General features: G+C 65.6%; 21 protein-coding genes. 10 read left to right on the top strand and 11 right to left on the bottom strand.

Annotation, left to right across the window (positions count from 1 at the left end):
• Positions 1–55: 55 nt before the first annotated feature.
• From ACYCVF_RS09600 to ACYCVF_RS09615, 4 genes are all read right to left on the bottom strand, one after another.
• Complete coding sequence (locus ACYCVF_RS09600; RefSeq protein WP_459601965.1) at positions 56–559, bottom strand: DUF1993 domain-containing protein; 504 nt, start codon at positions 557–559, stop codon at positions 56–58.
• A gap of 241 nt (positions 560–800) precedes the next feature.
• Positions 801–2,096, bottom strand: coding sequence for a lytic murein transglycosylase (locus tag ACYCVF_RS09605; protein ID WP_459601967.1), 1,296 nt, complete (start codon positions 2,094–2,096; stop codon positions 801–803).
• Positions 2,097–2,216: 120 nt separating this feature from the next.
• Entirely contained in the window at positions 2,217–4,154 is a 1,938-nt protein-coding gene (locus ACYCVF_RS09610) for a glycosyltransferase (RefSeq protein WP_459602733.1), read from the bottom strand.
• Positions 4,154–5,497, bottom strand: coding sequence for an HlyD family secretion protein (locus tag ACYCVF_RS09615; protein WP_459601969.1), 1,344 nt, complete (start codon positions 5,495–5,497; stop codon positions 4,154–4,156). The genes ACYCVF_RS09610 and ACYCVF_RS09615 overlap by 1 nt, the downstream gene beginning before the upstream one ends.
• 286 nt (positions 5,498–5,783) lie before the next feature.
• Between ACYCVF_RS09615 and htpX the strand changes: the two genes are divergently transcribed.
• On the top strand, positions 5,784–6,731 hold the full coding sequence (gene htpX, locus ACYCVF_RS09620) for a zinc metalloprotease HtpX (RefSeq protein WP_459601971.1): 948 nt from the start codon (positions 5,784–5,786) through the stop codon (positions 6,729–6,731).
• Between the two features lie 135 nt (positions 6,732–6,866).
• On the top strand, positions 6,867–7,508 hold the full coding sequence (locus tag ACYCVF_RS09625; RefSeq protein WP_459601973.1) for a tetratricopeptide repeat protein: 642 nt from the start codon (positions 6,867–6,869) through the stop codon (positions 7,506–7,508).
• A 51-nt stretch (positions 7,509–7,559) separates the two neighbouring features.
• On the opposite strand, the gene ACYCVF_RS09630 is transcribed toward ACYCVF_RS09625, so the two are convergent.
• Positions 7,560–7,910: a hypothetical protein gene (locus ACYCVF_RS09630; protein WP_459601975.1), complete on the bottom strand. Its 351-nt coding sequence runs from the start codon at positions 7,908–7,910 to the stop codon at positions 7,560–7,562.
• A gap of 164 nt (positions 7,911–8,074) precedes the next feature.
• The gene (locus ACYCVF_RS09635) at positions 8,075–8,881 is read right to left on the bottom strand and encodes a hypothetical protein (RefSeq protein WP_459601977.1); all 807 of its coding nucleotides are present in this window, start codon (positions 8,879–8,881) and stop codon (positions 8,075–8,077) included.
• A gap of 228 nt (positions 8,882–9,109) precedes the next feature.
• Here ACYCVF_RS09635 and ACYCVF_RS09640 point away from each other — a divergent pair, with 228 nt between their 5' ends.
• Positions 9,110–9,403 carry an antibiotic biosynthesis monooxygenase gene (locus ACYCVF_RS09640; protein WP_128955371.1) on the top strand — a complete coding sequence of 98 codons (294 nt, stop codon included), beginning with the start codon at positions 9,110–9,112 and terminating at the stop codon, positions 9,401–9,403.
• 145 nt (positions 9,404–9,548) lie between these two features.
• Here ACYCVF_RS09640 and ACYCVF_RS09645 read toward each other — a convergent pair whose 3' ends face one another.
• Positions 9,549–10,994, bottom strand: a complete 1,446-nt coding sequence (locus ACYCVF_RS09645; RefSeq protein ID WP_459601979.1) for a helix-turn-helix domain-containing protein — start codon at positions 10,992–10,994, stop codon at positions 9,549–9,551.
• A gap of 224 nt (positions 10,995–11,218) precedes the next feature.
• Between ACYCVF_RS09645 and ACYCVF_RS09650 the strand changes: the two genes are divergently transcribed.
• The 3 genes from ACYCVF_RS09650 to ACYCVF_RS09660 all read left to right on the top strand — a co-directional run bounded on the left by ACYCVF_RS09650 (position 11,219) and on the right by ACYCVF_RS09660 (position 13,837).
• Positions 11,219–12,850 (top strand): isocitrate lyase, encoded by a 1,632-nt coding sequence (locus ACYCVF_RS09650; protein ID WP_459601981.1) that lies wholly within the window; start codon positions 11,219–11,221, stop codon positions 12,848–12,850.
• A 30-nt stretch (positions 12,851–12,880) separates the two neighbouring features.
• Positions 12,881–13,093, top strand: a complete 213-nt coding sequence (locus tag ACYCVF_RS09655; protein WP_027575539.1) for a DUF4170 domain-containing protein — start codon at positions 12,881–12,883, stop codon at positions 13,091–13,093.
• A gap of 192 nt (positions 13,094–13,285) precedes the next feature.
• Positions 13,286–13,837 (top strand): hypothetical protein, encoded by a 552-nt coding sequence (locus tag ACYCVF_RS09660; protein WP_459601983.1) that lies wholly within the window; start codon positions 13,286–13,288, stop codon positions 13,835–13,837.
• Between the two features lie 56 nt (positions 13,838–13,893).
• Here ACYCVF_RS09660 and ACYCVF_RS09665 read toward each other — a convergent pair whose 3' ends face one another.
• Positions 13,894–14,775 (bottom strand): metallophosphoesterase family protein, encoded by an 882-nt coding sequence (locus ACYCVF_RS09665; protein WP_459601985.1) that lies wholly within the window; start codon positions 14,773–14,775, stop codon positions 13,894–13,896.
• Between the two features lie 91 nt (positions 14,776–14,866).
• On the opposite strand from ACYCVF_RS09665, the gene ACYCVF_RS09670 reads away from it, so the two are divergent.
• Genes ACYCVF_RS09670 through ACYCVF_RS09685 form a run of 4 tightly spaced genes read left to right on the top strand, consistent with a single transcriptional unit; the run spans position 14,867 to position 18,063 of the window.
• Positions 14,867–15,358 carry an NUDIX domain-containing protein gene (locus tag ACYCVF_RS09670; RefSeq protein WP_459601987.1) on the top strand — a complete coding sequence of 164 codons (492 nt, stop codon included), beginning with the start codon at positions 14,867–14,869 and terminating at the stop codon, positions 15,356–15,358.
• Positions 15,359–15,406: 48 nt separating this feature from the next.
• Entirely contained in the window at positions 15,407–16,558 is a 1,152-nt protein-coding gene (locus ACYCVF_RS09675) for a hypothetical protein (protein WP_459601989.1), read from the top strand.
• A complete protein-coding gene (locus tag ACYCVF_RS09680; protein ID WP_459601991.1) occupies positions 16,555–17,490 on the top strand; it encodes a glycosyltransferase family 2 protein in 936 nt (311 codons plus the stop codon). Before ACYCVF_RS09675 ends, ACYCVF_RS09680 begins: the two co-directional genes overlap by 4 nt.
• Before the next feature lie 57 nt (positions 17,491–17,547).
• A complete protein-coding gene (locus ACYCVF_RS09685; RefSeq protein WP_459601993.1) occupies positions 17,548–18,063 on the top strand; it encodes a GNAT family N-acetyltransferase in 516 nt (171 codons plus the stop codon).
• Between the two features lie 53 nt (positions 18,064–18,116).
• Here ACYCVF_RS09685 and ACYCVF_RS09690 read toward each other — a convergent pair whose 3' ends face one another.
• From ACYCVF_RS09690 to ACYCVF_RS09700, 3 genes are all read right to left on the bottom strand, one after another.
• Positions 18,117–20,495, bottom strand: coding sequence for a TonB-dependent receptor (locus ACYCVF_RS09690; RefSeq protein WP_459601995.1), 2,379 nt, complete (start codon positions 20,493–20,495; stop codon positions 18,117–18,119).
• Positions 20,496–20,640: 145 nt separating this feature from the next.
• Positions 20,641–21,057 carry a DUF2946 family protein gene (locus ACYCVF_RS09695; RefSeq protein WP_459601997.1) on the bottom strand — a complete coding sequence of 139 codons (417 nt, stop codon included), beginning with the start codon at positions 21,055–21,057 and terminating at the stop codon, positions 20,641–20,643.
• A gap of 142 nt (positions 21,058–21,199) precedes the next feature.
• Complete coding sequence (locus ACYCVF_RS09700; RefSeq protein WP_459601999.1) at positions 21,200–23,263, bottom strand: hypothetical protein; 2,064 nt, start codon at positions 23,261–23,263, stop codon at positions 21,200–21,202.
• Between the last annotated feature and the right edge of the window lie 102 nt (positions 23,264–23,365).

Genomic DNA, 23,365 nt, shown 5'->3' on the forward strand with positions numbered 1-23,365 from the left:
TGCAATTCCGGCCGCGGCAGCAGAATCCCGCCGCCGCGGCCGCGGAATCCGGCAATCAGTTCGTGCCCATGAAATCGCGCTTGCCGATCTCGACGCCGTTGTGGCGCAGGATGCCGTGGGCGGTCGCGGCGTGGAAATAGAAGTTCGGCAGCGAGAACGAGCTCAGGAATTGCTGTCCCTTCAGGGTGATGGATTTGTCCGGTCCGGCGGGGAAGGTGACGTCCTTGGCATCGGCGCCCTCGAACTGCTCGGGCTTGAACGACTTCACATAGTCGATCGTCTTCGCCAGCCGCTGCTTCAGCTCGGCAAAGCTCGTCTCGGTGTCCGGCGTCGAGGGCACCTCGCTGTGTGTCAGCCGCGCGCAGCCCTTGGCGGCGAAATCGCTGACGAGCTGGACCTGCCTCGACAGCGGCAGCATGTCCGGGAACAGGCGCGCGCCGAGCAGGACGCCCGGGTCGATCTTCTTCGCCGCGCAATGCGCCTCGGCTTTGGTGAGCAGCCCGGTTACGCTGTTCAGCATTTGCAGATAGGCGGGGACGACGGCGTCGTAGAATGACATGTGATGCTCGCTTCAATGGTGGGAAATCTCAGGCGAAAGCCTGAGCCACTCACATGGGAGCCTCATGGAAGAATACAATCGCAGAGCGCGGCTTGTGCGATGCGAAAATTCTACGGCGCCATCCTCCCTGTCATCGCCCGGCTTGACCGGGCGATCCAGTACGCCGAGACAGTTTTGGTTGAATCGATAGGCAGCGGCGTACTGGATGCCCCGGTCGAACCGGGGCATGACAGAGGAGGGTTTAGCGGATCGTCGCCTGGGGCTGCGCCTGCGCCGTGCCGCCGCGCATGCGGGCGAGCAGCTCGGCGGTCGGCCAGGAGTCCGCCGGCAGGCCGAACTTGATCTGCATCGCCTTCACCGCAGCGCGGCTCTGCTGGCCGAGCACGCCGTCCACTTTGCCGACATTGAAGCCGGCGCGCACCAGGAGCTGCTGCAATTCCTTCAGCTCGTTGAAGGGCAGCTGCGCGACCGGCGCCGAAGGCTTGCGCATCGGCGCGGCGCCGGCGATGCGCGAGGCGAGATAGCCCGCGGTGGTCGAGTAGATCAGCGAGTTATTCCATTCGGTGTAGGCCGCGAAATTCGGATAGGCCAAGAAGGCCGGGCCAAAGCGGCCCATCGGCAGCAGCACGGACGCTGCGAGATTGTCGTTCGGCAGCGGCCGTCCGTCGGGATAGGTCACGCCCAGCTGCGCCCATGTCGTGCGCGGCTCCCGCACCGTGAGATCGGTCTTGTCCCACGGCAGGTTCGGCGGCACCTTGATCTCCTCCAGCCATGGCTCGCCGCGCCGCCACTTCAGTCCGTTGGCGATGTAATTCGCGGTCGAGCCGATCACGTCGGCTGGCGACCGCAACAGATCGCGCCGTCCGTCGCCGTCATAGTCGACCGCGTAATTGACGTAGTGCACGGGCAGAAATTGCGTCTGCCCGAGCTCGCCGGCCCAGGAGCCGATCATCTCGTCGGGGTGCAGATCGCCGCGGTCGATGACCTTCAGCGCGGCGATGGTCTCGCCCACGAACATCTCGGAGCGGCGGCAGTCATAGGCGAGCGAGACCAGCGACTTCAGCGTCGGCAGATTGCCCATGTTGGCGCCGAAATCGCTCTCGAGGCCCCAGAAGGCGGCAATCACGGCCGGCGGCACGCCAAATTCCTTTTCGGCGCGCGCGAACGCTGCGGCGTATCGCTTGATGTGCTGCTGTCCATTCTGCATGCGATAGGGCGCGGCCATTCGACCGGCGAACTCGGTGAAGAGCTGGCCGAACACGCGTTGGCCGCGGTCGCGGTTGACGATGCCCTGGTCGTAGACGAGATATGGCGAAGCCTCCGCGATCGCGCGCTGCGACACACCTGCGGCCACCGCCTGTTGCTTCACGTCGGCGAGGAAACGATCGAAGCTCGCACCATTGTGGCACGACGCCGCGCGCGGCGATGGTGCCTTGGGCGCTACGGGCCTGGCGGGAGGTGGAAGCATTTGGGCAGAAGTGGTGGCGGTGCACGCGAGAATCGTGACGGCCGCGATCAGAAATCGGGTCTGGACCATAGGAGTTCCGACGGGGAAAGGACAGGCGAGGATTCGCCTGGAGTTTAGGAGAAGTGACGGCCTCAGGCCATCCTTTCCGTGCTCCGCCAGCGCAGGGAATGCGGGTGATGTCGCCTCGGCCTAGCCGAACAGCCGCATCAGCAGCGCTTTTCCGACCGGGAGCGCCCTCACTCCCCGAAAGGCGCGAACATACTCGCCGGCATAGAATGCCCTGATCGCGTGCACGCGCGTATCCATGCTTTCCTCGAACCGCACGGCGAATCCGTCCGCGGTCCGCCGCACCACGAAGGCTGCGATCGGGCGGCCGTAGATCCGGCATTCTATCGTGCTGCCCGGCACCGGCGGATCTGGATCGATCAGGCGCGCGCCCGTGATGGAGATGTCGGCGAGCCGCGCGAGATGTGACCTGCCGTCGTGGCGCAGCAGGACGGTCTCATTGCGGCTGAACCGCTCCGCCTTTCGCTTGCGCGGCTGCTCGATGCAGACGAAGCAGACCACGGTGAGGATGAGCGCGTTGTAGAGGCTCCAGGCCAGGGCCAGTCCGCCATAGGCGATGTTCTCGCCGCGCAGGTGCAGGATGAAGGCATAGGCGATGGCCGCGAGGGTGATGACAAGCGCGCTGCCATAGAGCCGCAGCAGCGGCCATTCGACAAATCGCCTGTTACGGTCGCCGCCTTTCGCGGTGACCTTGAACTTGTGCCCTTTCGGCTTCAACAGGCCGGCCGCCACCGCCTTGAGCACTGAAGGCGCAGCGATGAGCTGCGAGACGTCCGTCATCATCGCGAGCGAGCGGCCGCGCGACAGCCAGGCCATGCTGAGACCATGCCAGACATAGAACGGCAGAAAGAAGCGCAATAGCTCGGTGAGGTCGGCCTGAACCGCCTTGATGCCGAACAGCAGGAACAACCAGGGCACGACGAGGCCCGCCACCTTCGACGCGTACACCGCCGACCAACTCATGAAGGCGTCGGTCAGCGAGAGCCGGTCGATGAAGGACAGCTTCGAGTGCCGCGACAGCGGACCGCTGCGACCGCGCACGATTTGCATCAAGCCAAGGCACCAGCGGGCGCGCTGGGTGATGTATTCCTTCAGCCCCTCCGGCGCGAGCCCGATCGTCAGGCGCTCGTTGAGATAGATCGTGTTGAGGCCGCATTCCTTGAGGCGCAGCGTGACGAGGTAGTCTTCGGTCACCGAATCGGTCGGAAACCCGCCGATCTGCATCAGCCCCGCATAGCGAATGAGAGACGAGGTGCCGCAGCAAAACGCGACGCCCCAGGCGTCCTTGGCCGGCAGCAGGATGTCGAAGAAGAAGCGTTGCTCGTCGGGCCAGACATCGGTCGCGGCGAGGTTGGTCTGGATCGGATCCGGGTTGATGAAGTGCTGCGGCGTCTGCACCACGCCGACCGACCGATCGTCCATGAGCGAGATGGTCCGCGCGAGGAAGTCGGGCCGCGGCACGAAGTCCGCATCGAGAATGGCGACGAATTCCGGCCGCTCCGGCAGCGCGCCGACATGCCTGAGCGCATGGTTGATGTTGCCCGCCTTGGCGTGGAGATTGTCGGGCCGCGTGAGATAGTGGCAGCCGAGCTCGCCCGAAAGGCGCCGCAGCCAGGACCGCCGTCCGTCGTCGAGCACCCAGACGCGGTAGTGGCCGTACGCCATGCCGGTCGCGCCGATGATCGTGCGCTCGAGGATCGACCGTTCCTCGTTGTAAGTGCAGATGAAGACGTCGATCAACGGTGCGCGCGGATCGGTGGCGCGGTCGTCGATCCTCGCTGCCTTCGTGCGGTCGAGCGTCCGGCTCAGGAACAGCAGCGACAAGGCGACTGCGACGAGCGAGGCCGCTTCCAGCAGCAGGAAGGGGTAGCCGACCAGGGCATCGAGGGTCAGATGCGGCGGCGGGAGCGTCGACGTGACACGCCAATGGAGATAACGCAGCAGCAAGGCCACCGACACGATCGTCAGGAACGAGCGCGCCATCGTGCTGTCCCGCCTGAGCAGCGGCACGATCGCCATGAAGGCGCCGAGCGCAATCAGGCCGGGCGTCAACGCCATCATCACGGCGCTGTCTCATGCCGGGCAAATACGACGCGGCCGGTGCGTCCCACGGTGCAGGCGCGGGCCGCGGCATCGCGCGATGCCACGGTCACGCGATAGGGCTCCTTGCTCAGCGCATCCGGATTGATGGCGAGATTGGCGGGCGCACCGGCCGCGCCGGTCAGATTGACCACCGTGCCGAAGATCGGCTCGCCGCCGTCATTCGGCTCGAAGGTCGCGCGATCGCCGAGCTGCAGGCGGTTGTAGACGGCCTCGGTGACGTTGGCGGTGATGACGGTGCCGCTGCAATCGAGCACCTTGAGCAGCGGTTGGCCGGCCTGTACGTCCTCGCCGGGCGAGGTCATCATCTCCCAGACGCGACCCGCGACGGGTGTCGTGATGTTGGCCTCGGACAGATCGGCGAAGCGGACCTCCTCGACGATGATCTCGTTGGCAAGCCAGGCGATGTCGGTGTCGGTGCGGGCGAGATCTGCCTCGAGGTCGCCGGCGCGCTGACGCATCTCCTCTTCGCGCTGCACCGAGCTCGGCCGGTCGTTATAGCTGTCGCCGAGGAACGAGCCGTTCTGCGCCGCAGCGAGTTCGACCCTGCCGGCATCCAGCCGCTTGCGCGCGCCGAGTTCGGTCTGCTGAGACACGGAGAGCTCGCGCGTCAGCCGCGCCAGCTCGACGGTCGAGACATTGCCGGACTTGGCCAGCGACGAGGCGCGTTCGACGGCGGCGCTGGCCTCCTCGCGCCGCGCCGCCGCCGCCTCGATCGAGGTCTGGATCTCGGCGATGCGGGCCTCGAGCTGCAGCACGCGTCCGTCGCGAAATTGCGCAGCCTGCCGCGCCAGGTCTTTTTGCGCGGCCTGCGCCGCGGCAAGCTTGGCGGCAAGACTCGGCCGCTCGTTCTCCAGGCGCGATTTCTGCCGCCTGAGATCGTCGAGCCGGGTGCGATCGCCGCGCGAGTTGACGACGCGCAGGACGACGGTTCCGGCATCCAACTCGGTCTGGTCGGTGACGCGCCGCGCGGCCGCAACGCGCCCGCCGATGGGCGTGCGCAACGTGACGAGGCGGGAATTCAGTACCGCCTCGACGCTCGAATTTTCCCAGATCGCGCGCAGCGGCAGCCAGCCGAACACGGCCACGATGGCGAGCCCGATGGCGATCTTGGCAACGCGCCGCAGATACGGCCAGCGACGCCCGGATTCCGGCGCCGTCTGCCCGTCCGGCGTGTGGCTGGGCTCGTCATTGGCGAACAGCTGCTCGTGCAGCGCCTCCTGCAAGCCTTTTGCGTCGGTCTTCTGGTCAGGGGAGGGGGCAGGTGCAGGATCGACGGAGGCGGCGCGCGAGCGGTCCATCATGACGATCACCTTGCGGACGGAATGTCGACGAGAGGGGGGCAATGCGCCGGAACCGTGCTGCGTGCCGGGTCACCATGGGTTAATCCGAGATTGCGCTTTCCAGGACGCTAAGCGTTCGCGCGTGTTTTGGCGCAAATCCCGGTCAAGCTTTAGCGACGGCCGAAACACTGGTCCTCCGCCGGAGGTCTGCGGCCGGGCGACGCACGAACCTTGCGGTCTCCCGCCGCATTCATACCTCGTGGACGCCGGCCGGAGGTTCGCCCGCGGCCGGTCTCGGGAGACGGCCATGAACTATTTTCGTACCGCAATGCTGCTCGCAGGCCTCACCGCCCTGTTCATGGGCGTGGGCTATCTGATCGGCGGCGCGTCGGGCGCCATGATAGCGCTCGTCATTGCCGCCGCGACCAATCTCTTCACCTACTGGAACTCCGACCGCATGGTGCTCTCGATGTACGGGGCGCATGAGGTCGACCGTTCGACCGCGCCGGAGCTGGTCGGGCTCGTCGCCGAGCTTGCAGGGCGCGCCGGCCTGCCGATGCCACGCGTGTTCGTGATGGACGAGGTGCAGCCCAACGCGTTCGCGACCGGCCGCAACCCCGAGAACGCCGCGGTCGCCGTCACAACCGGCCTGATGAACCAGCTCAGCCGCGAGGAGCTCGCCGGCGTGATCGCGCACGAGCTCGCCCATATTAAGCATCACGACACGCTTCTGATGACCATCACTGCGACCATCGCCGGCGCGATCTCCATGCTTGCCCAGTTCGGCATGTTCTTCGGTGGCAATCGCGAGAACAACAACGGTCTGGGCATCGTCGGCTCGATTCTGATGATGATTCTCGCCCCGCTCGGCGCCATGCTGGTGCAGATGGCGATCAGCCGTACCCGCGAATACGCCGCCGACAATCTCGGCGCGCGAATCGTCGGACAGCCGATGTGGCTGGCCTCGGCGCTGGTGAAGATCGAGGGCGCCGCGCATCAGGTGACGAACTACGAGGCCGAGCGGAATCCAGCGACCGCGCACATGTTCATCATCAATCCGCTGTCGGGCCACGGCGTGGATAATCTGTTCGCGACCCATCCCTCGACGCAAAACCGCGTCGCCGCCCTCCAACAACTTGCGGCCGAGCTCGGCACCCGGGCGGGGCCATCGCTCGGCGCCAACGAGAACTACCCGTCGCGCGGCCCCTGGGGCCGATCGTCCTCGCGCGGCCCTTCACGCGGTCCCTGGGGCTGACGGAACCGGTCAGGATTTGCGTGCGGCTTTGTGATCTGGCGCACATAGGGTCGTTCCGGCCGGTGTTAACACCTCGGCGGGACTACTCCTTCGAAAGGGGATGCGTGGCCGGCGCCTTGCCGGCCGCCGCCGAAGATGACCAGAGCTGCCGTACCATTGCTGATCGTCCTTTGCGTGCTGGTCGGGCTGTCCACGCACATGGTCGTCAATTGCGGCGATGAGGACGATCCCGACATCTGTTCGGCCGTGATCGGCTTCTCGCCGCTGCGCGGCTCCCTGATCGCCTTCGCCTATGAGGGGCGCGGACGGATCGCGCTGCGTCACGGCGACTTCAGGCGGGCGATCGCCGATTTCGACGAGGCCATCCATCTCAATCCCAACCGCGCCTCGCTCTATCGCGACCGGGCGCTGGCGCGCCGGCAGAACGGCGACTTCGAGCTTGCCATCGCCGACTACGACGAGGCGATCGCGCATAATCCCAAGCTCGCCGCACCCTATCACCAGCGTGGTCTCGCGCTTGCCGCCATCGGGGATCTCGATCGCGCCATCCTGAGCTACAACACGGCGGTCCGCCTCGACCCCTCCGATGCGCAGGCGCGCGTCGATCGCGGCCTCGCGTTTCTTGCCCGCGGCCAGGCAGACGACGCCCGCGCAGATTTCGAGGCCGCACTCGCGCTGCCTGCCGGCAAGGACGGCCGCACGAAAGAGACAGCGCGCGCCAAGCTCGCCGAGCTTTCGAATCTCGAACCGACCCGAGTGGCCGCGCCGAGAAGGTGAATGTTCGAGGGCTGTCCTCTTCCCTTCTCCCTTGCAGGAGAGGAGCCACGCCTACTTCGCCTTCTTGGCTTTTGCCTTCGCCTTGGCCGCCTTCTTCGCCGGCTTCTCCTTTGCCGTCTTCTCCGCCTTCACCGCAAGCGGCGTGCTGGCGGCCAGACGCATCGATCGCGCGTAGCTGTCGGCGACGTTGTCGGCCGACATCTGGAGGCGCTTGGCGGCGGCGGTGGCCTGCTCCATGGTGGCCTTGGCCATCATCTTGAAGCGGTCGCTGGTCTCCTTGCCCTTGGCCTTGGCCGCAAGGCCGCTGAAGCGATCCCGCCGCTCCTTGGCGCGGGTCATCAGGCCCGTATGCAGCTGTCTGGCCAGTTGCCGGATCACGACATCCAGGTCGGCGTCCGCCATGTTCTCTCATCCCCTTCGAAAAACGGTATCGATGCGGCGGGACTATGCAGATCGGGCACCGCCTTGGCAATTGCCGCCTCGGCGTCATCCGCAGCTTCCGGCCTCCAAAGCAAAAAGGCCGCGCGGTTCGCGCGGCCCTCTCGCTTGGCTTGGCGCCTTCAGCCTCACTTCAGCGAGGCCACCGGGCCGTTCGATGCCGCCGGCTCGGGATCGAAGCCGAACACGCCGACCAGGTATTTGTAGTAGTCCGGCATCTTCTCCTTGAGCGCCTCGCGCGACTTCGGATCGTGGAATTCGCTCTTTCCAGCCAGGAAGATGCTGGCGGTGACCGCAAAGAACTCCATGGGATTCTTCATCGCATAGGCTTCCTTGGGCAACAGGTCCTTGGACTTGGCCAGGACGTAGTAGGCGATCACGCCCTTGTTGGCGTAGCCGTCTGGCAGCAGCCGCGCGTGATAGGCGTGCAGCAGCTCGTGCAGCAGCACGGCTTCCTTCTCATATCGCATCATGTCGGGGCGCAGCATGATGACGCCGAGGCCCGAATCGACCGCGAGGTCCACGGCATTCGGATTGGTCCAGCGCTGCTTGTTGGGATCCCAGAACGTCAAGGTCCGCGGAGCGGTGCGCTGGATGTTCGGCGTGACCCTGCCGTAGCATGCGGTCGCGGCGCCCTCATCGAGGCAGGCCAGCTCGCTCGCGACGATCGGAACGGTGTGGAAGAAACGCAGCACGCGCGGCGAGAGGCCCACGCCTTCGACCACGTCGATCTGGCTCTTCAGATTCTCGGTGAGCTTGTCGACATCCTTGCGGTCGCGATTCTCCGAGATGTCGAACATGTAGCCGCGATAGCTCTGGAAGCCCGGCGGCAAGGCCTGCGCGGCCTCGCCGGACGCGTCGAGCGGTCCGGCACTGGATGGATTGGCAAAGAGCGCGCCGACGATGGTCGCGGTCAGCAGCAACGCAATGCGCATCATGAACCCCCTGATGTCACTTCGCCCGGCACGATCGGCCGCCCTTGTTTGCGAAAAGTGAGTGCGGCGAGACTAAGGCACCGATGTTGAGGGCTGCTTAATCGTCGGTTGTGGATCGCGAGGGCGGATTAGGATCGGGTTAACCAAGCGTGGATTGGCGGCGCGCTTCGGCGTAACATCCCGTCCGGGGGATTCAGGCCCTCACATCAGTAGCCGGAGGAGGATGCCATGTATGCCGCCATCCGTCAGGCCAAGGCGAAAAGCGGGAGCGCAGAGGAGCTGGCGCGCCGCATCAAGGACGGCGCCGTTCCAATCATCAGCGACGTCGAGGGCTTTCGCGCCTATTACGTCGTCTATGCCGGCGACGACACGGTCACCGCGATCTCGATCTTCGACAAGTTCGAGCAGGCCGAGGAGGCGAACAAGCGTGCCATCGCCTGGATCGAGAAGGATCTGGGACCGCTGCTGGCAGGCCATGCGAGCGCGGCAGCGGGGCCGGTGATCGTGCATACGCTGGCGTGAGGCGCTGCTGGTGATAGTGGCGAGCAGCGAGCGCATATTCGGTCGTCATGCCCTGGCTTGTCCCGGGCATCCACGTCTTTCCTCGTGCGCCGAAACGCGTGGATGGCCGGGTCAAGCCCGGCCATGACGAAGGAGAGAGTGTCGCTCACAGCTCCCGCGCATTCGAGAACGCGAACGAGCTCACGCGCCGCGTCGTCTCGTCCAGGATCAGCGTGCGCGTGATCGGGGGCTCGGCGCGCTGGGCGCAGTTCTCGCGCTCGCAGAGGCGGCAGTTGACGCCGATCGGCGTGCCCTCGGTCTTCTCAAGGTCCATGCCGGCAGCATAAGTCAGGCGGGCGGCGTGGCGAATCTCGCAGCCGAGGCCGATGGCGAAGCGCGGCTGCGGCAGCGGGTGCGGCGCCACGGGCCGGCGCACCATCTGCGCGATCGAGAAATAGCGTGTTCCGTCGGGTAGCTCGATCACCTGCCTGAGCATGCGGTCTGGCGTATCGAAGGTCGAGTGCACGTTCCACAGCGGGCAGGTGCCGCCGAATTTCGAGAACGGGAAGGTGCCCGACGAGAAGCGCTTCGAGACGTTGCCGGCATTGTCGACGCGCAAGAGGAAGAACGGAATGCCTCGCGCATTCGGCCGTTGCAGGGTGGTGAGGCGATGGCAGACCTGCTCGAAGCCGGAATTGAAGCGCTGCGCCAGCACGTGGATGTCGTAATTGAGCGCCTCGGCGGCGGCGAGGAATGCGGGATAAGGCATCATCACGGCTGCCGCGAAGTAATTGCCCAGCGTGATCCGGAACAGGCGACGCGGCGTATCGTCCAGCGGACCGGCGCGGCCGATGATGGTCTCCAGATGTTGCGTGCATTCGCCAAGCCCGAGCTGGAAGGCGAGCTGGAATGCGCGCCCGGGCGCGTCGACCAACTCGGAGATCAGCAGCTGGCGCCGGTGGCGGTCGAAACGCCGAAGCGTCTCGCGCATCACGTCCACGGGCATGATGCGGGTCTGGATCGAATGCTTTTCGCGCAAGCGCGCGGCGAGCGCCGCGTAGAGCCCTTCAGCGGGCACGTTCAGTTCGTCGCGCAGATTTTCCGCAGCCTGCTCCAACTCCGGGAAATAGTTGCGGTTGGCCTCGATCAGCTCGCGTACGCGCTCGACGGGGTTGGCCTCGTAGCGCGTGCCGACATCGCGGTCGGCCATCTGCGCGGCGGCCAGTGTCTCGCCCTGGCGGGCCTCGGTGTAGGCGGCATAGAGCCGCTGTAGGGCATGGGTGACGCCAGGGCAGAGCTCGGCGAGGTCGCGCAGCTCCTGCTTGGGCACGTCGATCTGACGGAACAAGGGATCCGAGAAGATCTCGTTGAGCTCGGCAAAGAAGCGGTCCTCGTCGGCGGTAGCGAGGTCACGCAAATCGAGGTCATAGGTCTCGGCCAGCCGCAGCAGGATCTGCGCCGTCACCGGGCGCTGGTTGCGCTCGATGAGGTTGACGTAGCTTGGCGAGATTCCAAGCCCCTCGGCGATCTGGGTCTGCGACAGCCCCAATTGCTGCCGGATCCGCCGGAAGCGGGGACCGACGAAGAGTTTCTTGCCGGACTCGGCGGGCATGTCTCAGATCTCCAGACTCATCAAGGTCAGCTTTGCTTACCTATAATTTACAAAATTTACAAAATTACATCTATTACACGTTCAGATGTTACATGACATCACCATTCAAAAACAAGGCATCTATACGAAGTTTCTGTTTTCGCGTTTAGCTCCTGACACGCATCTCGCAATGCACTGTCAAGAATGTCGATGGCGTCGCCATTGTCAGCGAAAGGATCAGGTTCATGAACTACCAGCCCCGTGGCATCAGCCCCCTTCTGCGTCCGGCCTCCTATCAGAGCGAGGTCGAGGCAGCCCAGGCGCTCCTTGCGACCCAGCCGACCTGGAACGGGGTGACGGCCGAGGCGGTCGCGCGCATGCGCCTGCAGAACCGCTTCAAGACCGGTCTCGACGTCGCCCGCTACACCGCGGCCCTGATGCGAGCCGACATGGCCGCCTATGACGGCGACCCGACCAAGTACACCCAGTCGCTCGGCTGCTGGCACGGCTTCATCGCCCAGCAGAAGCTGATCTCGGTCAAGAAGCATTTCGGCAAGACCGATCGCACCTACCTCTATCTCTCCGGCTGGATGATCGCTGCCCTGCGCTCCGAGTTCGGCCCGCTGCCCGACCAGTCGATGCACGAGAAGACCTCGGTGCCTGCGCTGATCGAGGAGCTCTACACCTTCCTGCGTCAGGCCGACTCCCGCGAGCTCAACGACATCTTCCGCAGCCTCGACAAGGCGCGCAAGGAAGGCGACAAGACGCGCGAGAAGGAGCTGATCGAGAAGATCGACAACTTCCAGACCCATGTCGTGCCCGTCATCGCCGACATCGATGCCGGCTTCGGCAATGCCGAGGCGACCTATCTGCTCGCCAAGAAGATGATCGAGGCGGGCGCCTGCGCGCTGCAGATCGAGAATCAGGTCTCGGACGAGAAGCAGTGCGGCCACCAGGACGGCAAGGTCACCGTGCCGCATGAGGTTTTCCTGGCGAAGATCCGTGCCTGCCGCCACGCCTTCCTCGAACTCGGCGTCGAAGACGGCGTCGTCGTGACCCGCACCGACTCGCTCGGTGCCGGCCTGACGCAGCAGATCGCCGTCAGCCACAAGCCCGGCGACATCGGCGACCAGTACAACAGCTTCCTGGATTGCGAGGAAGTCACGGCGGAGAACGCCCGGAACGGCGACGTCATCATCAACCGCAACGGCAAGATGATGCGTCCGAAGCGGCTGCCCTCCAACCTCTACCAGTTCCGCCCGGGCACCGGCGAAGACCGTTGCGTGCTGGACTGCATCACCTCGCTGCAGAACGGCGCCGACCTGCTCTGGATCGAGACGGAGAAGCCGCATATCGAGCAGATCGCGAAGATGGTCGACCGCATCCGCAAGGTGGTTCCGAACGCCAAGCTGGCCTACAACAACTCGCCCTCGTTCAACTGGACCCTCAACTTCCGCTGGCAGGTCTTCGACGCCTGGAAGGAGGCCGGCAAGGACGTCAGCAAGTACAGCCGTGCCGAGCTGATGAAGGCGGAGTACGACGATACGCCGCTGGCGCAGGAAGCCGACGAGCGCATCCGCACCTTCCAGGCGGATTCAGCCAAGCGCGCCGGCATCTTCCACCACCTGATCACGCTGCCGACCTATCACACGGCGGCACTGTCCACCGACAATCTCGCCCGCGAGTATTTTGGCGAGCAGGGCATGCTCGGCTACGTCAAGAACGTCCAGCGCGCCGAGATCCGTCAGGGCATTGCCTGCGTGAGGCACCAGAACATGGCCGGCTCCGACATCGGCGACGACCACAAGGAGTACTTCGCCGGCGAGGCGGCCCTGAAGGCGGGCGGCGCCCATAACACCATGAACCAGTTCGGCTAACGCACAACGCAGTTCAAGAGGAGACTGACAATGACCAAAGGCAGCAATTTCTGGGTGATCGGCGGCGAGTTCGGTTCGATGAACTTCCACAAGCTCGTGGAAGGCTCGGCCCAGGTCAAAGGTCCGTTCAAGTCCCGCAAGGAAGCCGAGGACTGCTGGCGCGAGGTGTCGGAGGAGAGCCGTCACAAGGCCGGCGTCCGCTTCTCGATCGTGGAAGAACCGCAGCGCGCTCCGGCAGCCTGACCCGCTGCCGGCCTGAACCAAGAAGACGTCCAAGGACGGATGGTCCCATCCAGGCCCTGCCTGGGTGGGATCGTCTGTTTTTGGTACAGGTGAAACGGCTGTGGGTGCTGTAAGTATCTGGAATTGTGGGGCCTTTGCGGAGAGGGTGGTTGCTGATAGGTTAATGGAGGAAAGTCGAGGACGAGGCCGACAATGTCAGAGCCCGAGACCAGCGGGACCCATCCCGGCCAACCGCGCCCGGTGCGGCTGCGCGATGCGCTGCTGCGCGCGCGGATCGAGGCTGCCGACCGGACCGGCGTCGTCGTCGATCTCAGGGACGCCGAGGTGGCGCGGCTCGAGATCCTCAACGATGCGCTCGATCCCCTGTTCGCGCAGGTGCCTGACAAGGTCGATCTGTTCGACCGTGGCATCAGCCAGGGCGATACGCCGAGACTCTGGATCGACGTCGTCGCCCACATCGTGATGGGGCGCGACAAGCGGATGTACCGCTTCGTCCAGGACACCCGCTTCGGCCGCATCGTCCTCGCCGAATCGCACGACACCGCCGTGATCGTCGAAGCCGTGACCGACTATGTCGCGCGCCGCATGGTCGAGCGCGAGCGCGCGATGGTGGTCCCGCCACCACAAGCCCCGGCCGCCGCGCCGCCGCGCCGCTCGCGCCTGTGGCCGTTCGTGTTCGGCTTCGTGCTCGGCGCCGCCGCGTTGTTCGGCCTCGCCGTGGTCGCGGTCTTGCGGAGCTGGTGAGCAACTGCCCTGTCATTCCGGGGCATGCGAAGCATGAACCCGGAATGACTACGTTCTCAAATCAGCCGCACATGCTTGATCTGCCCGATCTGAAATCCAGCGCCGAGGCTGCGCACCGTCTGGTCGCAACGCCAGCCGGCATTGTCCTTCTCGATCCTGAACAGATTATATGCCGCGGCCGGATAGCGCCCGTGCGCGAGCGCGGAGGCCGAGGGCACGCCGACCGCCGGAATGTTGCCGTTGGGGCCTTCGACCCACATCGTCGAATGAATGTGGTCGTGCCCATGCAGGATCAGCTCGACGCCGTGGCGCTTGAGCAGCGCCAGCAGAGCGGCCGCATCCGTCATTCGCTTCTGCCGCGCGCTGGACTTCAGCGGATGATGCACCAGCAGCACCCGGAAGACGTCCTCGGCCGCGAGCCGCTCGAGGATCTCCTCGAGCGAGGCGAGTTGATCGCGTCCGAGCGTGCCCGTCGCCATCAGCGGCAGGGTCGGCACCGCCGTGGACAGGCTGATCAGCGCGAGCGGCCCGCGCCGGCGCAGATTCGGAAAGCCGATGCGGCCGTCGTCGCCAGCAAGATAGGACGCAAACGTCTCGCCGAAGCGATGAAAGGTGGCGCGGACATAGGCGTCGTGATTGCCGGGAATCGCGGTCACGTGGTCGGGCGGGCCGACGCTCTCGAGCCACGCCAGGGCGGGAGCGAACTCCGCCTCCAGCGCGAGGTTGACGAGGTCGCCCGTCACCGCGATGTGGTCCGGCGCCTGCGCCTGCATGTCGGCGACGAGCGCGTCGAGCACCTCGCGGCGCTGGTATTTGTGACGGTTGCGCGCCCAGTTGACGTAGCCGAGCACGCGCTTGCCCGCGAGCTCGATCAGCCGCGGCTTCGGCAGAGGCGGTAGATGCGGGTCGGACAGATGGGCGAGCGTGAAGGGGGCCATGGCGCGCGATTGCCTCGCTATTGCTCCGCTGTAATGGCAAGGTCGCGCCCGACGTGCAAGCAGGCGTGAAACGGGGCGCCAGGGAAGCCTGATGGGTGAACGTCTGAATCGTGTCCGACGCAAAGCCGAGCCGCTGCTGCGGCGGATCCTCCACGTCTATTTCCTCATGGTCCGCGGCATGACGCTCGGCGTCCGCGCCGTGGTGCTGGATCCCGAGAATCGAGTCTTCCTGGTCAGGCACAGCTACGTCAGCGGCTGGTATCTGCCCGGCGGCGGCGTCGACTTCGGCGAGACCATGGAGGAGGCGCTGCGGCGCGAGCTCAAGGAGGAGGGCGACATCGATCTCACCGGAGATGCCGTGCTGCACGGCGTCTTCCTCAACAGCCACGTCTCGCGCCGCGACCACGTCGCGGTCTACGTGGTCAGGCAGTTCAGCCAAGAGGGCCTGCCCCCGCCCAACCGCGAGATCGCCGAATGCGGGTTCTTCGCGATCGCGGCGCTGCCCGAGGGCACCACGCCCGGCACGCGGCTGCGGATCGCGGAAGTGATGAACGGCAAGCCCCCGATCGCGACGTGGCGCTGAGCGCGGCCTGTGCTAGTAACCGGCTCGACAAGCCCCACGGAAAACCGGATGAAGATTGCCAAACTCGCTTTCGGCCTGATCTGTCTTGCCATCCTCGCCAGCAACATCGTCACGATGTCGCGCTGGAGCGAGGCGCGCGGGGTCTATGACGACATCTGCTATCTCCGGCAGGCCCATCTCTTCCAGCGCTTGGGCATCGGCGGGTTCAACACCAATGCTGCCCTGGACTACGACCATTATTTCGAAGGCAAGATGAAGCAGATTGCCTTCGCCGAATGGCAGGACCCGGTCCGCTGGCCGTGCCACAATCCGATGCCGAGCGGCAAGGTCGTGATGCAATATCCGCCGGGCACCGGATTCCTGCTGGCGCTGTTTCCCGAAGGCCACCAGGTGGTGCCGCTCTACATTGCCGCGAGCCTGATCGTCTGCGGCCTTGCGCTGTCAGGGATTGCCATGGCACGTACGTCGCCCTCGATCGCAGGGGCGGGCCTGTTCGGCGCGCTCGCCGTCTATCTCATGATCAACCCGGCGAAGGCGAGCTATTCGGTCGCGCCGACCATGGCGGTGTGCGCGCTCGCCGGCTTCCTGACGGCGCTGTGGCTGACCAGGGACAGGCGCAGCGTGCTGCTGATTGCGCTGATTGGCCTTCTGCTCGGGGCATCCGTCAATTTCAGGTTGCCGAATGCGCTGCTCGCGGCCGGCTATTGCCTGTTCCTGGCCGGCGCCTTCCTGTGGTCGCGCACGCTTGCCGATTTCGTGCGGGGCCTCGGCTTCGGCCTCGGTGCGCTCGTTGGCATGACGCCCACATTGATCGCCCAGGCCATCAACGCCGGCAGCCCGCTGGCGACGACCTATGGCAGTGCCGACGTGGTCCCGCCGGCCTTCGATCCCGCCGTTCTCGGTCAATATCTGCGCGACATGCAGTTCGTGCTCATCGTGCTGGCGCTCGGCTCCGCGGCATGGCTGTTGCTCAGGGGTGAGGGGAGCGTGCGGCAGGTTGCGCTCGTCGTCGGCGGCAATCTCGCGGTCAACCTCGTGTTCTTCCTCAGCCACCCGATCTTCACGCCCTATTACATCCTGCCGATTGCGATGCTGTCGCTGTGGACCGCCTCTTTCGCCTGGCTGATGCGGCCGGAGCAGGCACGGCAGGCTGCCCCGCACGGGCGCGAGCCTGCAAGCTTCGGAGCGCCGGCGCGATGACCCCAGCGCAACTTCGCATCGCGGTGCTGGTGCCCTGCTACAACGAGGAGGCGGCGGTCGCGACCGTCGTCGCCGATTTCCGCAAGGTGCTGCCATCGGCGGAGATCTACGTCTACGACAACAATTCGCGCGACCGGACCGCCGCAGTTGCGCGCGAAGCCGGCGCCATCGTGCGCAGCGAGCGTCGTCAGGGCAAGGGTCACGTCGTGCGCCGCATGTTCGCGGACGTCGAGGCCGACGTCTATGTGCTGGTCGATGGCGACGCCACCTACGATGCGCCCAGTGCCCCGGGCATGATCGACAGGCTGCTCGATGATCGTCTCGACATGGTCGTCGGCCTTCGCGTCGGTCAAGTCCAGGCCGCCTACCGGCTCGGCCACCGCACCGGCAACCGCATGCTGACCGGCTTCCTGTCGTCGACCTTCGGGCATGCCTTCAAGGACATCCTGTCCGGCTACCGCGTGTTCTCGCGCCGCTTCGTCAAATCCTTTCCCGTCCTCTCCGATGGCTTCGAGATCGAGACCGAGCTCGCGGTCTATGCGCTGGAATTGTCGCTGCCGGTCGCCGAGGTCGAGACGCCCTATTACGCGCGGCCCGAAGGCTCGTTCTCGAAGCTCAACACCTGGCGCGACGGCTTTCGCATCCTCGGCACCATGCTCAAGCTGTACCGTTCGGAGCGGCCGTTGCGATTCTTCACGGGAATCGGAATCGTGCTGGCGCTGGTCTCGGTGATCCTGGCGATCCCGATCGTGATCACCTTCATCGAGACCGGCCTCGTGCCGCGCCTGCCGACCGCCGTGCTGTCGATGGGCCTGATGATCATGGCCCTGCTGTCGGTCTCGTCCGGGCTCGTGCTCGACACGGTCACGCGGGGACGGCGGGAGATGAAGATGCTGGCCTACCTGTCCCGGCCTGCGCTGAAACGGGACTGACGTGGGTGCCGCGCCCCATGGACCTCAGCATTCGCAGATGCTACTCCGCCGGCTGACATGACCGATCTCTCACTGACCATCCTTCCCGAGGCCGCCGGCGACGCTCAGGCGATCGAGCGGCTGCACGAACGTACCTTCGGTCCCGGCCGCTTCGTGCTGAGCGCCTACCGGATTCGCGAGCACGTCGACCATCTGCTCGAACTGTCCTTCACCGCGCGTATCGGCACCCTGCTGGTCGGCTCCGTCAGGCAACTGCCGATCCTGATCGGTGACACGCCCGCGCTGCTGCTCGGGCCGCTCACGGTCGAGCCGCCGTTCCGCGGCCGCGGCGTCGGCCGTCTGTTGATGGAGCGCGCTTTGAAGGACGCGAAGGCGAAGGGTCATCGCCTCGTAGTGCTGGTCGGCGACGAGCCCTACTACAGCCGCATCGGCTTCAAGCCGGTCCCCAAGGGCCGCGTCACCATGCCCGGCCCGGTCGACGCCGCCCGTATCCTGGTGTTCGAGCTCGTCGACGGCGCCTTCGAGGGCGTGTCGGGCCCGGTCGGTCCCGACTGGAGCAAGGCGCGGGGGTAGGCACTCGCAAAGGCGGTGTGTGCCGGGGTCTTTAGGCCCGACACAAGCGACGCTCAGAACTTGAAGTTCGCGAACGCCCGCACGCCGATGCCGGGCAACAGCACCTGATCCTTGTTGAAGGAGACGGCATTGCGGATGTTCTCGTTCAGCAGGTTGTTGCCGACGAGCCCAACATGCATCTCGCGCGCGCCGAACCAGCTTTGATCGAGCTTCGTCCTGTAGCTGACCTCGGCCTTCAGCAGGTTGTAGCCGGGCGTCGACGTCTCCGCGATCGATGCGATGTCGTTTTGCGCGAACGCGTGCAGCAGGTTGATCCGGGTAAACCAGTCGGCGTCACGATAGTACACACCACCGCCCAGCCGCTGGGGCGGAATGCGTGGCACGTTGGTGCCGTCGTCGAAGGTCGCGCGCACGATGTCGTATTGACCCTCGATGCCCCAGATCCCGTTCCAAACCGGCATTACGTCGTACTGGAATTGGAATTCGCCGCCACGAAATGTCGCGTCGCGCTGCGAATAGACCGCCTGATTCAGTTCGAGGCCCGCGCCAGGCTGGCAAACGCCATCCTCACACGTGTTGCCGGTCAGGCGCCGGTAGATAAAACCGTTGAACTTGGTGTAGTAGCCGGTGACTTCGAAGCGAAGCGGCCCTACCGCCCGTCGCAGTCCCGCCTCGACCGACTTGGCGGTCTCGATGCCGAGATTGGGATTGCCTATGTCGAAAGTGGTGGTGGCATCGTGGCCGCCGCGCGAAAACAATTCCGCCGGTTTCGGCGCACGTTCGACATATTGGCCGGTGATGCTCGCGACCAGATCCCAAGGAAGGTCGTGGATCAGGCCGATGCTCCCGCTCACCGGCGTGAAGTTGCGGTTGACCGCCGATGCGGGGCCGATCGCGGCCGGATCGACAGTGAGGTCGAACACATCGGGGACGAAGGCTGGCGCCGTTCCGCTCAACCTTGCGCTCTCGACGCGCCCGGCGATCTGAGCCTTGGTGGCCTCGCTGAACTTGAACTCGTTGAAGATGTACCCGGCGACCTTTGTGTTCTTGTTCGGATCGAATAGTCCGTTGATCGGACTACCTGGGTCGTCCGGACTCGGCGCGGTTAGCTTCTGGTGCGACGCCTGAACGCCCACAGCGGTGGTCAGCGCAGCAAAGCGGACGTCGAACGGCGCAAGTTGGACCTCGACGCGGCCTTCCTGTTCTTTGTTGGTGAAGGTTTGTCTCACGCCGAGGGAGGTGAGATCGGCAGAGTCGGCGAGCCCGACCTCATCGTGCTTATAGTCGGTGGCCCCAGCCCAGAACCGGATCGCATCGATCGCCGCAGCGTCCGGCCGATACTCACCTTTTGTCGTGAACTTTGTTTGTCGTCCGTCGATCCGCGTCAGGAACTCGCTGCCTTCGATACCGGGAATGTGGTAGAGCGCGTTGTGCTGAGTGATCGCCGCGCCAACGTAGCCGCCATCGAAGATGTAGGAGCCGCCGACAGATCCGCCGTAGGCCTGCGATGCCGAATTCGGCTGGCGTCCGTTGAACGGCAGCGTCGGGTCGGTCAAGAACGGGTAGCTCGGGATGTTGTAGTCGCCGGCCTTGCGGCCAAAGGCATCGGCATGGACGGCAAAGTTACCCCCGCCGGCGTCGATCAGCATGGCGCCTTCGACCCCGCGATCGACCGACGTCACTGCCGTCCGCGTTTCCGCGGTGATGCAACCCGGCGATCCGACGTTTGCCAGCGGCGCCTTGGTCGGGAGTCCGTAAGTCGGAAAGGGCGCCGTGCAGGACGGCAAGGCATCCGGAATTCGATTGTTGGTTGCGCTGACCACGCCGCCGATCGCGGTGGAGCCGTAGCGTAGCGTCGCCGGTCCGCGGATGACCTCCACCTGGTTGGTTGCCAGCGGATCAATCGGCACGAAGTGATCCTCGCCGAGATCGGACGCGCCGTTGCTGCCCGTTCCGTTCTCGACGATGCCGACACGGTTGGTGTCGAGGCCGCGAATGATAGGGCGGCTGGACGCGCCGGGCGCGTATTCAGAGCCGGTGATGCCCGGCTTCGAGAACAGGAGGTCGCCGAGCGTGCCGCCGCCGTTGCGGCGAATCTCCTCGTTCGGCACCACGGTGACGGTCGCGAACTGATCGGTCACAACAGGCAGCACGCCTTGCTGAGGCGCGGTAGGCACCGGGGCTGCCGGCACTTGTTCAGCCGTTTGCCCGGGGTTGCGCACCCGCGCGGTCCGCGTGCCGCGGCCCGGATTGCGCGACGGCACCGCGGCTCTGCGTACGATCGGGCTCGGCGCCGTCACGGTGACGGCGGGGATCTCCGTCGATGATTTGTCTTGTGCTGGCTCTTGAGCGAAGGCGGGCGTGGCGGCGGCACCGAGCAGGAGCAGACTTGCTCCGCCAAGACGCTGCGCGCGTCGCAATTGAAATGACATGGTCCTGATTCCAGTCAGGTGCCGTCCGGACGAAGGTCTGCTGATCGGAGGCGGCCTGCCGTCGCGGTGCGACGGAATTCGACTTCAACTTCTCCCGGCCATTCGTCTGAAAGCGGCGAGGCCGGGCGTGATCAAGCGATGGAAGTCAGGACGCGGGAGGAGCGCGGGGCTGGAACGCCTTGCCCGTCGATTTCAGATGGATGAATTCGGCATCAAGGGAGCGTCGGAGCAGTTCGATTGCCTGCGGCAGCAGCAGCACCGGCGGCGTTGCCGATACGGCGGTACCCGCCATCGCGATGACGGCGCAGATGGCACAACTGTCTTCGCCCTGATGCTCGCGGTCGGGTCCTGCCGGCGATTGCTTCTGGACCGCGGCGCGGTCGATCGCAGCAACGCCCTTGGCGCTGTCCCTGGCGCCATCGGTCTGCTGGAGCGAGGATGGAGCGAGGGGCGCAGCCTGGACGAACCAGTGGCTGTGGCCGAACGTGAGCGCGAACTGCACCAGCAGCGCGAACAACGCGAGCCGGGCGCCGTGCCTGATATTCGACCGGAACCACTTCATCTGGAAACGCCACCCCCACAACGGGGCGCCAATCTCACGACGCCACGATGTTATAGTGTAACATCGCCCGATCGGTCAGGGGATGTCAACGGCGGGCGGATCGGTGCATGCAGACCACCGACCCGATGTGTCGTTCCAGCAACTAGCGTCCCTCGCGGACCCAGGTCGCGGCGAAGGCGCCGAGCAGCAGCAACAGGCCGACCAGTCCGGCGAAGATCGGCAGCACGCCGACGCCCTTCACCACGCTGGCGTCGCGCATCCGCACGCCCATCCAGCCGTCGCCGTGGAGGACGCCCACCGAGCGCACCGGCAGGATGCGCGGCAGCTCGACGCTCGTGCCGTCGACTACGCGCACGGCATTGCCGCCAGTGGCCTGGGTCAGCGGCTTCAGGGCCTCGGTGGTGGAGGTGACTTCCGAAAACTCCCTCGGATTGGTCGGGCCGACATTGATCAGCGCCTTCAGCGTGCCGTCGGTGGCCTGCCACAGGCCGAGCTCGTTCGCCGGCAGGCTGGCGCGCCACTCGCCGGGATCGGCAGACGCCAAGGTCACATCGTGCGACACGCCCGATGGCGAGGTCACGCTCACCGGCTGGACGCTGTCCGCCATGGTCTGACGCACCACGACGAGGTCCTTGCCCTGCACCTGGAGGCGCAGCGCTTCTTCATCCAGATCCGGCTGCTTCATCAGCCAGTGCGACGTCCGCCGGAGCAGGTCGAGATGCGGCCCGCCGCCCTCATAGCCGCGCGCCCACAGCCAGATGTGGTCGGAGAGCAGCAGCGCGACGCGTCCCTCGCCGAAGCGCGACAGGAACAGCAGCGGCTTGCCGTCGACGCCGGTCATGACAGGCGGATTGACCGCGTTGCGCGTGTCGACCGTGCGGAAGAAGCGACTCCAGCGCGGCGGCTCGGATCCCGAGCCCTCCAGGCCCCGCGTGACGGGATGGCGTTTGCCGACCTCGGACAGATGCGCATAGAACGGCTTTTCGGTCACGCCGACCGGCTCGGCCGGCAGCACCGAATCCAGCGGCGTGCGCCAGATGCTGGTGTTGGAGGCGTAGTCGGGACCGGCGGACACCAGCACGGCGCCGCCGCCGCGCACATAGCGCGCGATGTTGTCGAAATAGGCGATCGGCAGCACGCCCTGCCGGGCGTAGCGGTCGAAGATGATCAGCTGGAATTCGTTGATCTTCTGCTGGAACAATTCGCGGGTTGGAAACGCGATCAGCGACAATTCGTTGATCGGCGTGCCGTCCTGCTTCTCCGGCGGCCGCAGAATGGTGAAATGCACGAGGTCGACGCTGGCGTCGGACTTCAAGAGGTTGCGCCAGGTGCGCTCCCCCGAATGCGGCTCGCCCGAGACCAGCAGCACGCGCAGCTTGTCGCGCACGCCGTCAATGGCGACGACCGCCCGGTTGTTCACCGGCGTCAATTCGCGTTCGAGCGGCGAGGCTTCGATCTCGACGATGTTCGGGCCGGCGTGCTTGATATCGACGTCGACGCTGGCGGCCTGACCGCTCGACAGCGTGCGCTCATTGATGACCTCGCCGTCGCGGCGGACCGTGACCTTGGCGCGCTCGCCGGACACGCCCTGGTCGTCGAGCCGGTAGCTGATGGTCTGGGTCTGCCCGACGATGCCGAAGCGCGGCGCCGCCGTGATCGCGATGCGGCGGTCGCGCTCGTCCTTCTGTCCGGTGATCAGCGCGTGCACCGGCGCCTGGAAGCCGAGCCCGGCGGCGTTCGCCGGGATGTCGTGCACGCGGCCGTCGGTGATCAGGAAGGCGCCGGCGACGCGGTCGACCGGCACGTCCGCCAATGCGGAGGCGAGGGCGCCGAACAGTTTCGTGCCGTCAGTCTCGCCGTCGGCTTGTCCGGCATCGACGACGCGAACTTCGAGGCCTTTGATCTTCTTCAGGCTGTCGACCAGCGCCTCCTGGGCCTGGGCTGCCTCACGATTGCGGTTGCCGAAATTCTGGCTCGGGCTCTTGTCGACGACGACGGCCGCGACCGAAGTGAGGGGATCGCGGTCCTCGCGGGTGAAGGAGGGATTGGCGAGCGCCAGCAGGAACAGCGCGAGCGCGGCCACGCGCACGGCGGCGCCGCGCGCGCGTGCAAGCAGCAGCACCAGCGCGATGACGACGATCGCTGCGAGCGCGAGCCACAGGACGATCGTAGGTACAAGCGGCGTGAACGCGATGCCGTAATTCATGAGGCGGACCTATCAACGTCATTCCGGGGCGATGCGGAGCATCGAACTCCGGTGCGCAATTGCGTACCTGAGAATCTCGAGATTCCCCGGTGCGCAATGCGC

The organism is Bradyrhizobium cedriense (genome assembly GCF_054602315.1).

Bases quoted from the DNA above. Each gene is read 5' to 3' on its own strand.
- ACYCVF_RS09600 (WP_459601965.1), bottom strand. From the start codon at position 559: ATGTCATTCTACGACGCCGTCGTCCCCGCCTATCTGCAAATGCTGAAC.
- ACYCVF_RS09605 (WP_459601967.1), bottom strand. From the start codon at position 2,096: ATGGTCCAGACCCGATTTCTGATCGCGGCCGTCACGATTCTCGCGTGC.
- ACYCVF_RS09610 (WP_459602733.1), bottom strand. From the start codon at position 4,154: ATGATGGCGTTGACGCCCGGCCTGATTGCGCTCGGCGCCTTCATGGCG.
- ACYCVF_RS09615 (WP_459601969.1), bottom strand. From the start codon at position 5,497: ATGATGGACCGCTCGCGCGCCGCCTCCGTCGATCCTGCACCTGCCCCC.
- htpX (WP_459601971.1), top strand. From the start codon at position 5,784: ATGAACTATTTTCGTACCGCAATGCTGCTCGCAGGCCTCACCGCCCTG.
- ACYCVF_RS09625 (WP_459601973.1), top strand. From the start codon at position 6,867: ATGACCAGAGCTGCCGTACCATTGCTGATCGTCCTTTGCGTGCTGGTC.
- ACYCVF_RS09630 (WP_459601975.1), bottom strand. From the start codon at position 7,910: ATGGCGGACGCCGACCTGGATGTCGTGATCCGGCAACTGGCCAGACAG.
- ACYCVF_RS09635 (WP_459601977.1), bottom strand. From the start codon at position 8,881: ATGCGCATTGCGTTGCTGCTGACCGCGACCATCGTCGGCGCGCTCTTT.
- ACYCVF_RS09640 (WP_128955371.1), top strand. From the start codon at position 9,110: ATGTATGCCGCCATCCGTCAGGCCAAGGCGAAAAGCGGGAGCGCAGAG.
- ACYCVF_RS09645 (WP_459601979.1), bottom strand. From the start codon at position 10,994: ATGCCCGCCGAGTCCGGCAAGAAACTCTTCGTCGGTCCCCGCTTCCGG.
- ACYCVF_RS09650 (WP_459601981.1), top strand. From the start codon at position 11,219: ATGAACTACCAGCCCCGTGGCATCAGCCCCCTTCTGCGTCCGGCCTCC.
- ACYCVF_RS09655 (WP_027575539.1), top strand. From the start codon at position 12,881: ATGACCAAAGGCAGCAATTTCTGGGTGATCGGCGGCGAGTTCGGTTCG.
- ACYCVF_RS09660 (WP_459601983.1), top strand. From the start codon at position 13,286: ATGTCAGAGCCCGAGACCAGCGGGACCCATCCCGGCCAACCGCGCCCG.
- ACYCVF_RS09665 (WP_459601985.1), bottom strand. From the start codon at position 14,775: ATGGCCCCCTTCACGCTCGCCCATCTGTCCGACCCGCATCTACCGCCT.
- ACYCVF_RS09670 (WP_459601987.1), top strand. From the start codon at position 14,867: ATGGGTGAACGTCTGAATCGTGTCCGACGCAAAGCCGAGCCGCTGCTG.
- ACYCVF_RS09675 (WP_459601989.1), top strand. From the start codon at position 15,407: ATGAAGATTGCCAAACTCGCTTTCGGCCTGATCTGTCTTGCCATCCTC.
- ACYCVF_RS09680 (WP_459601991.1), top strand. From the start codon at position 16,555: ATGACCCCAGCGCAACTTCGCATCGCGGTGCTGGTGCCCTGCTACAAC.
- ACYCVF_RS09685 (WP_459601993.1), top strand. From the start codon at position 17,548: ATGACCGATCTCTCACTGACCATCCTTCCCGAGGCCGCCGGCGACGCT.
- ACYCVF_RS09690 (WP_459601995.1), bottom strand. From the start codon at position 20,495: ATGTCATTTCAATTGCGACGCGCGCAGCGTCTTGGCGGAGCAAGTCTG.
- ACYCVF_RS09695 (WP_459601997.1), bottom strand. From the start codon at position 21,057: ATGAAGTGGTTCCGGTCGAATATCAGGCACGGCGCCCGGCTCGCGTTG.
- ACYCVF_RS09700 (WP_459601999.1), bottom strand. From the start codon at position 23,263: ATGAATTACGGCATCGCGTTCACGCCGCTTGTACCTACGATCGTCCTG.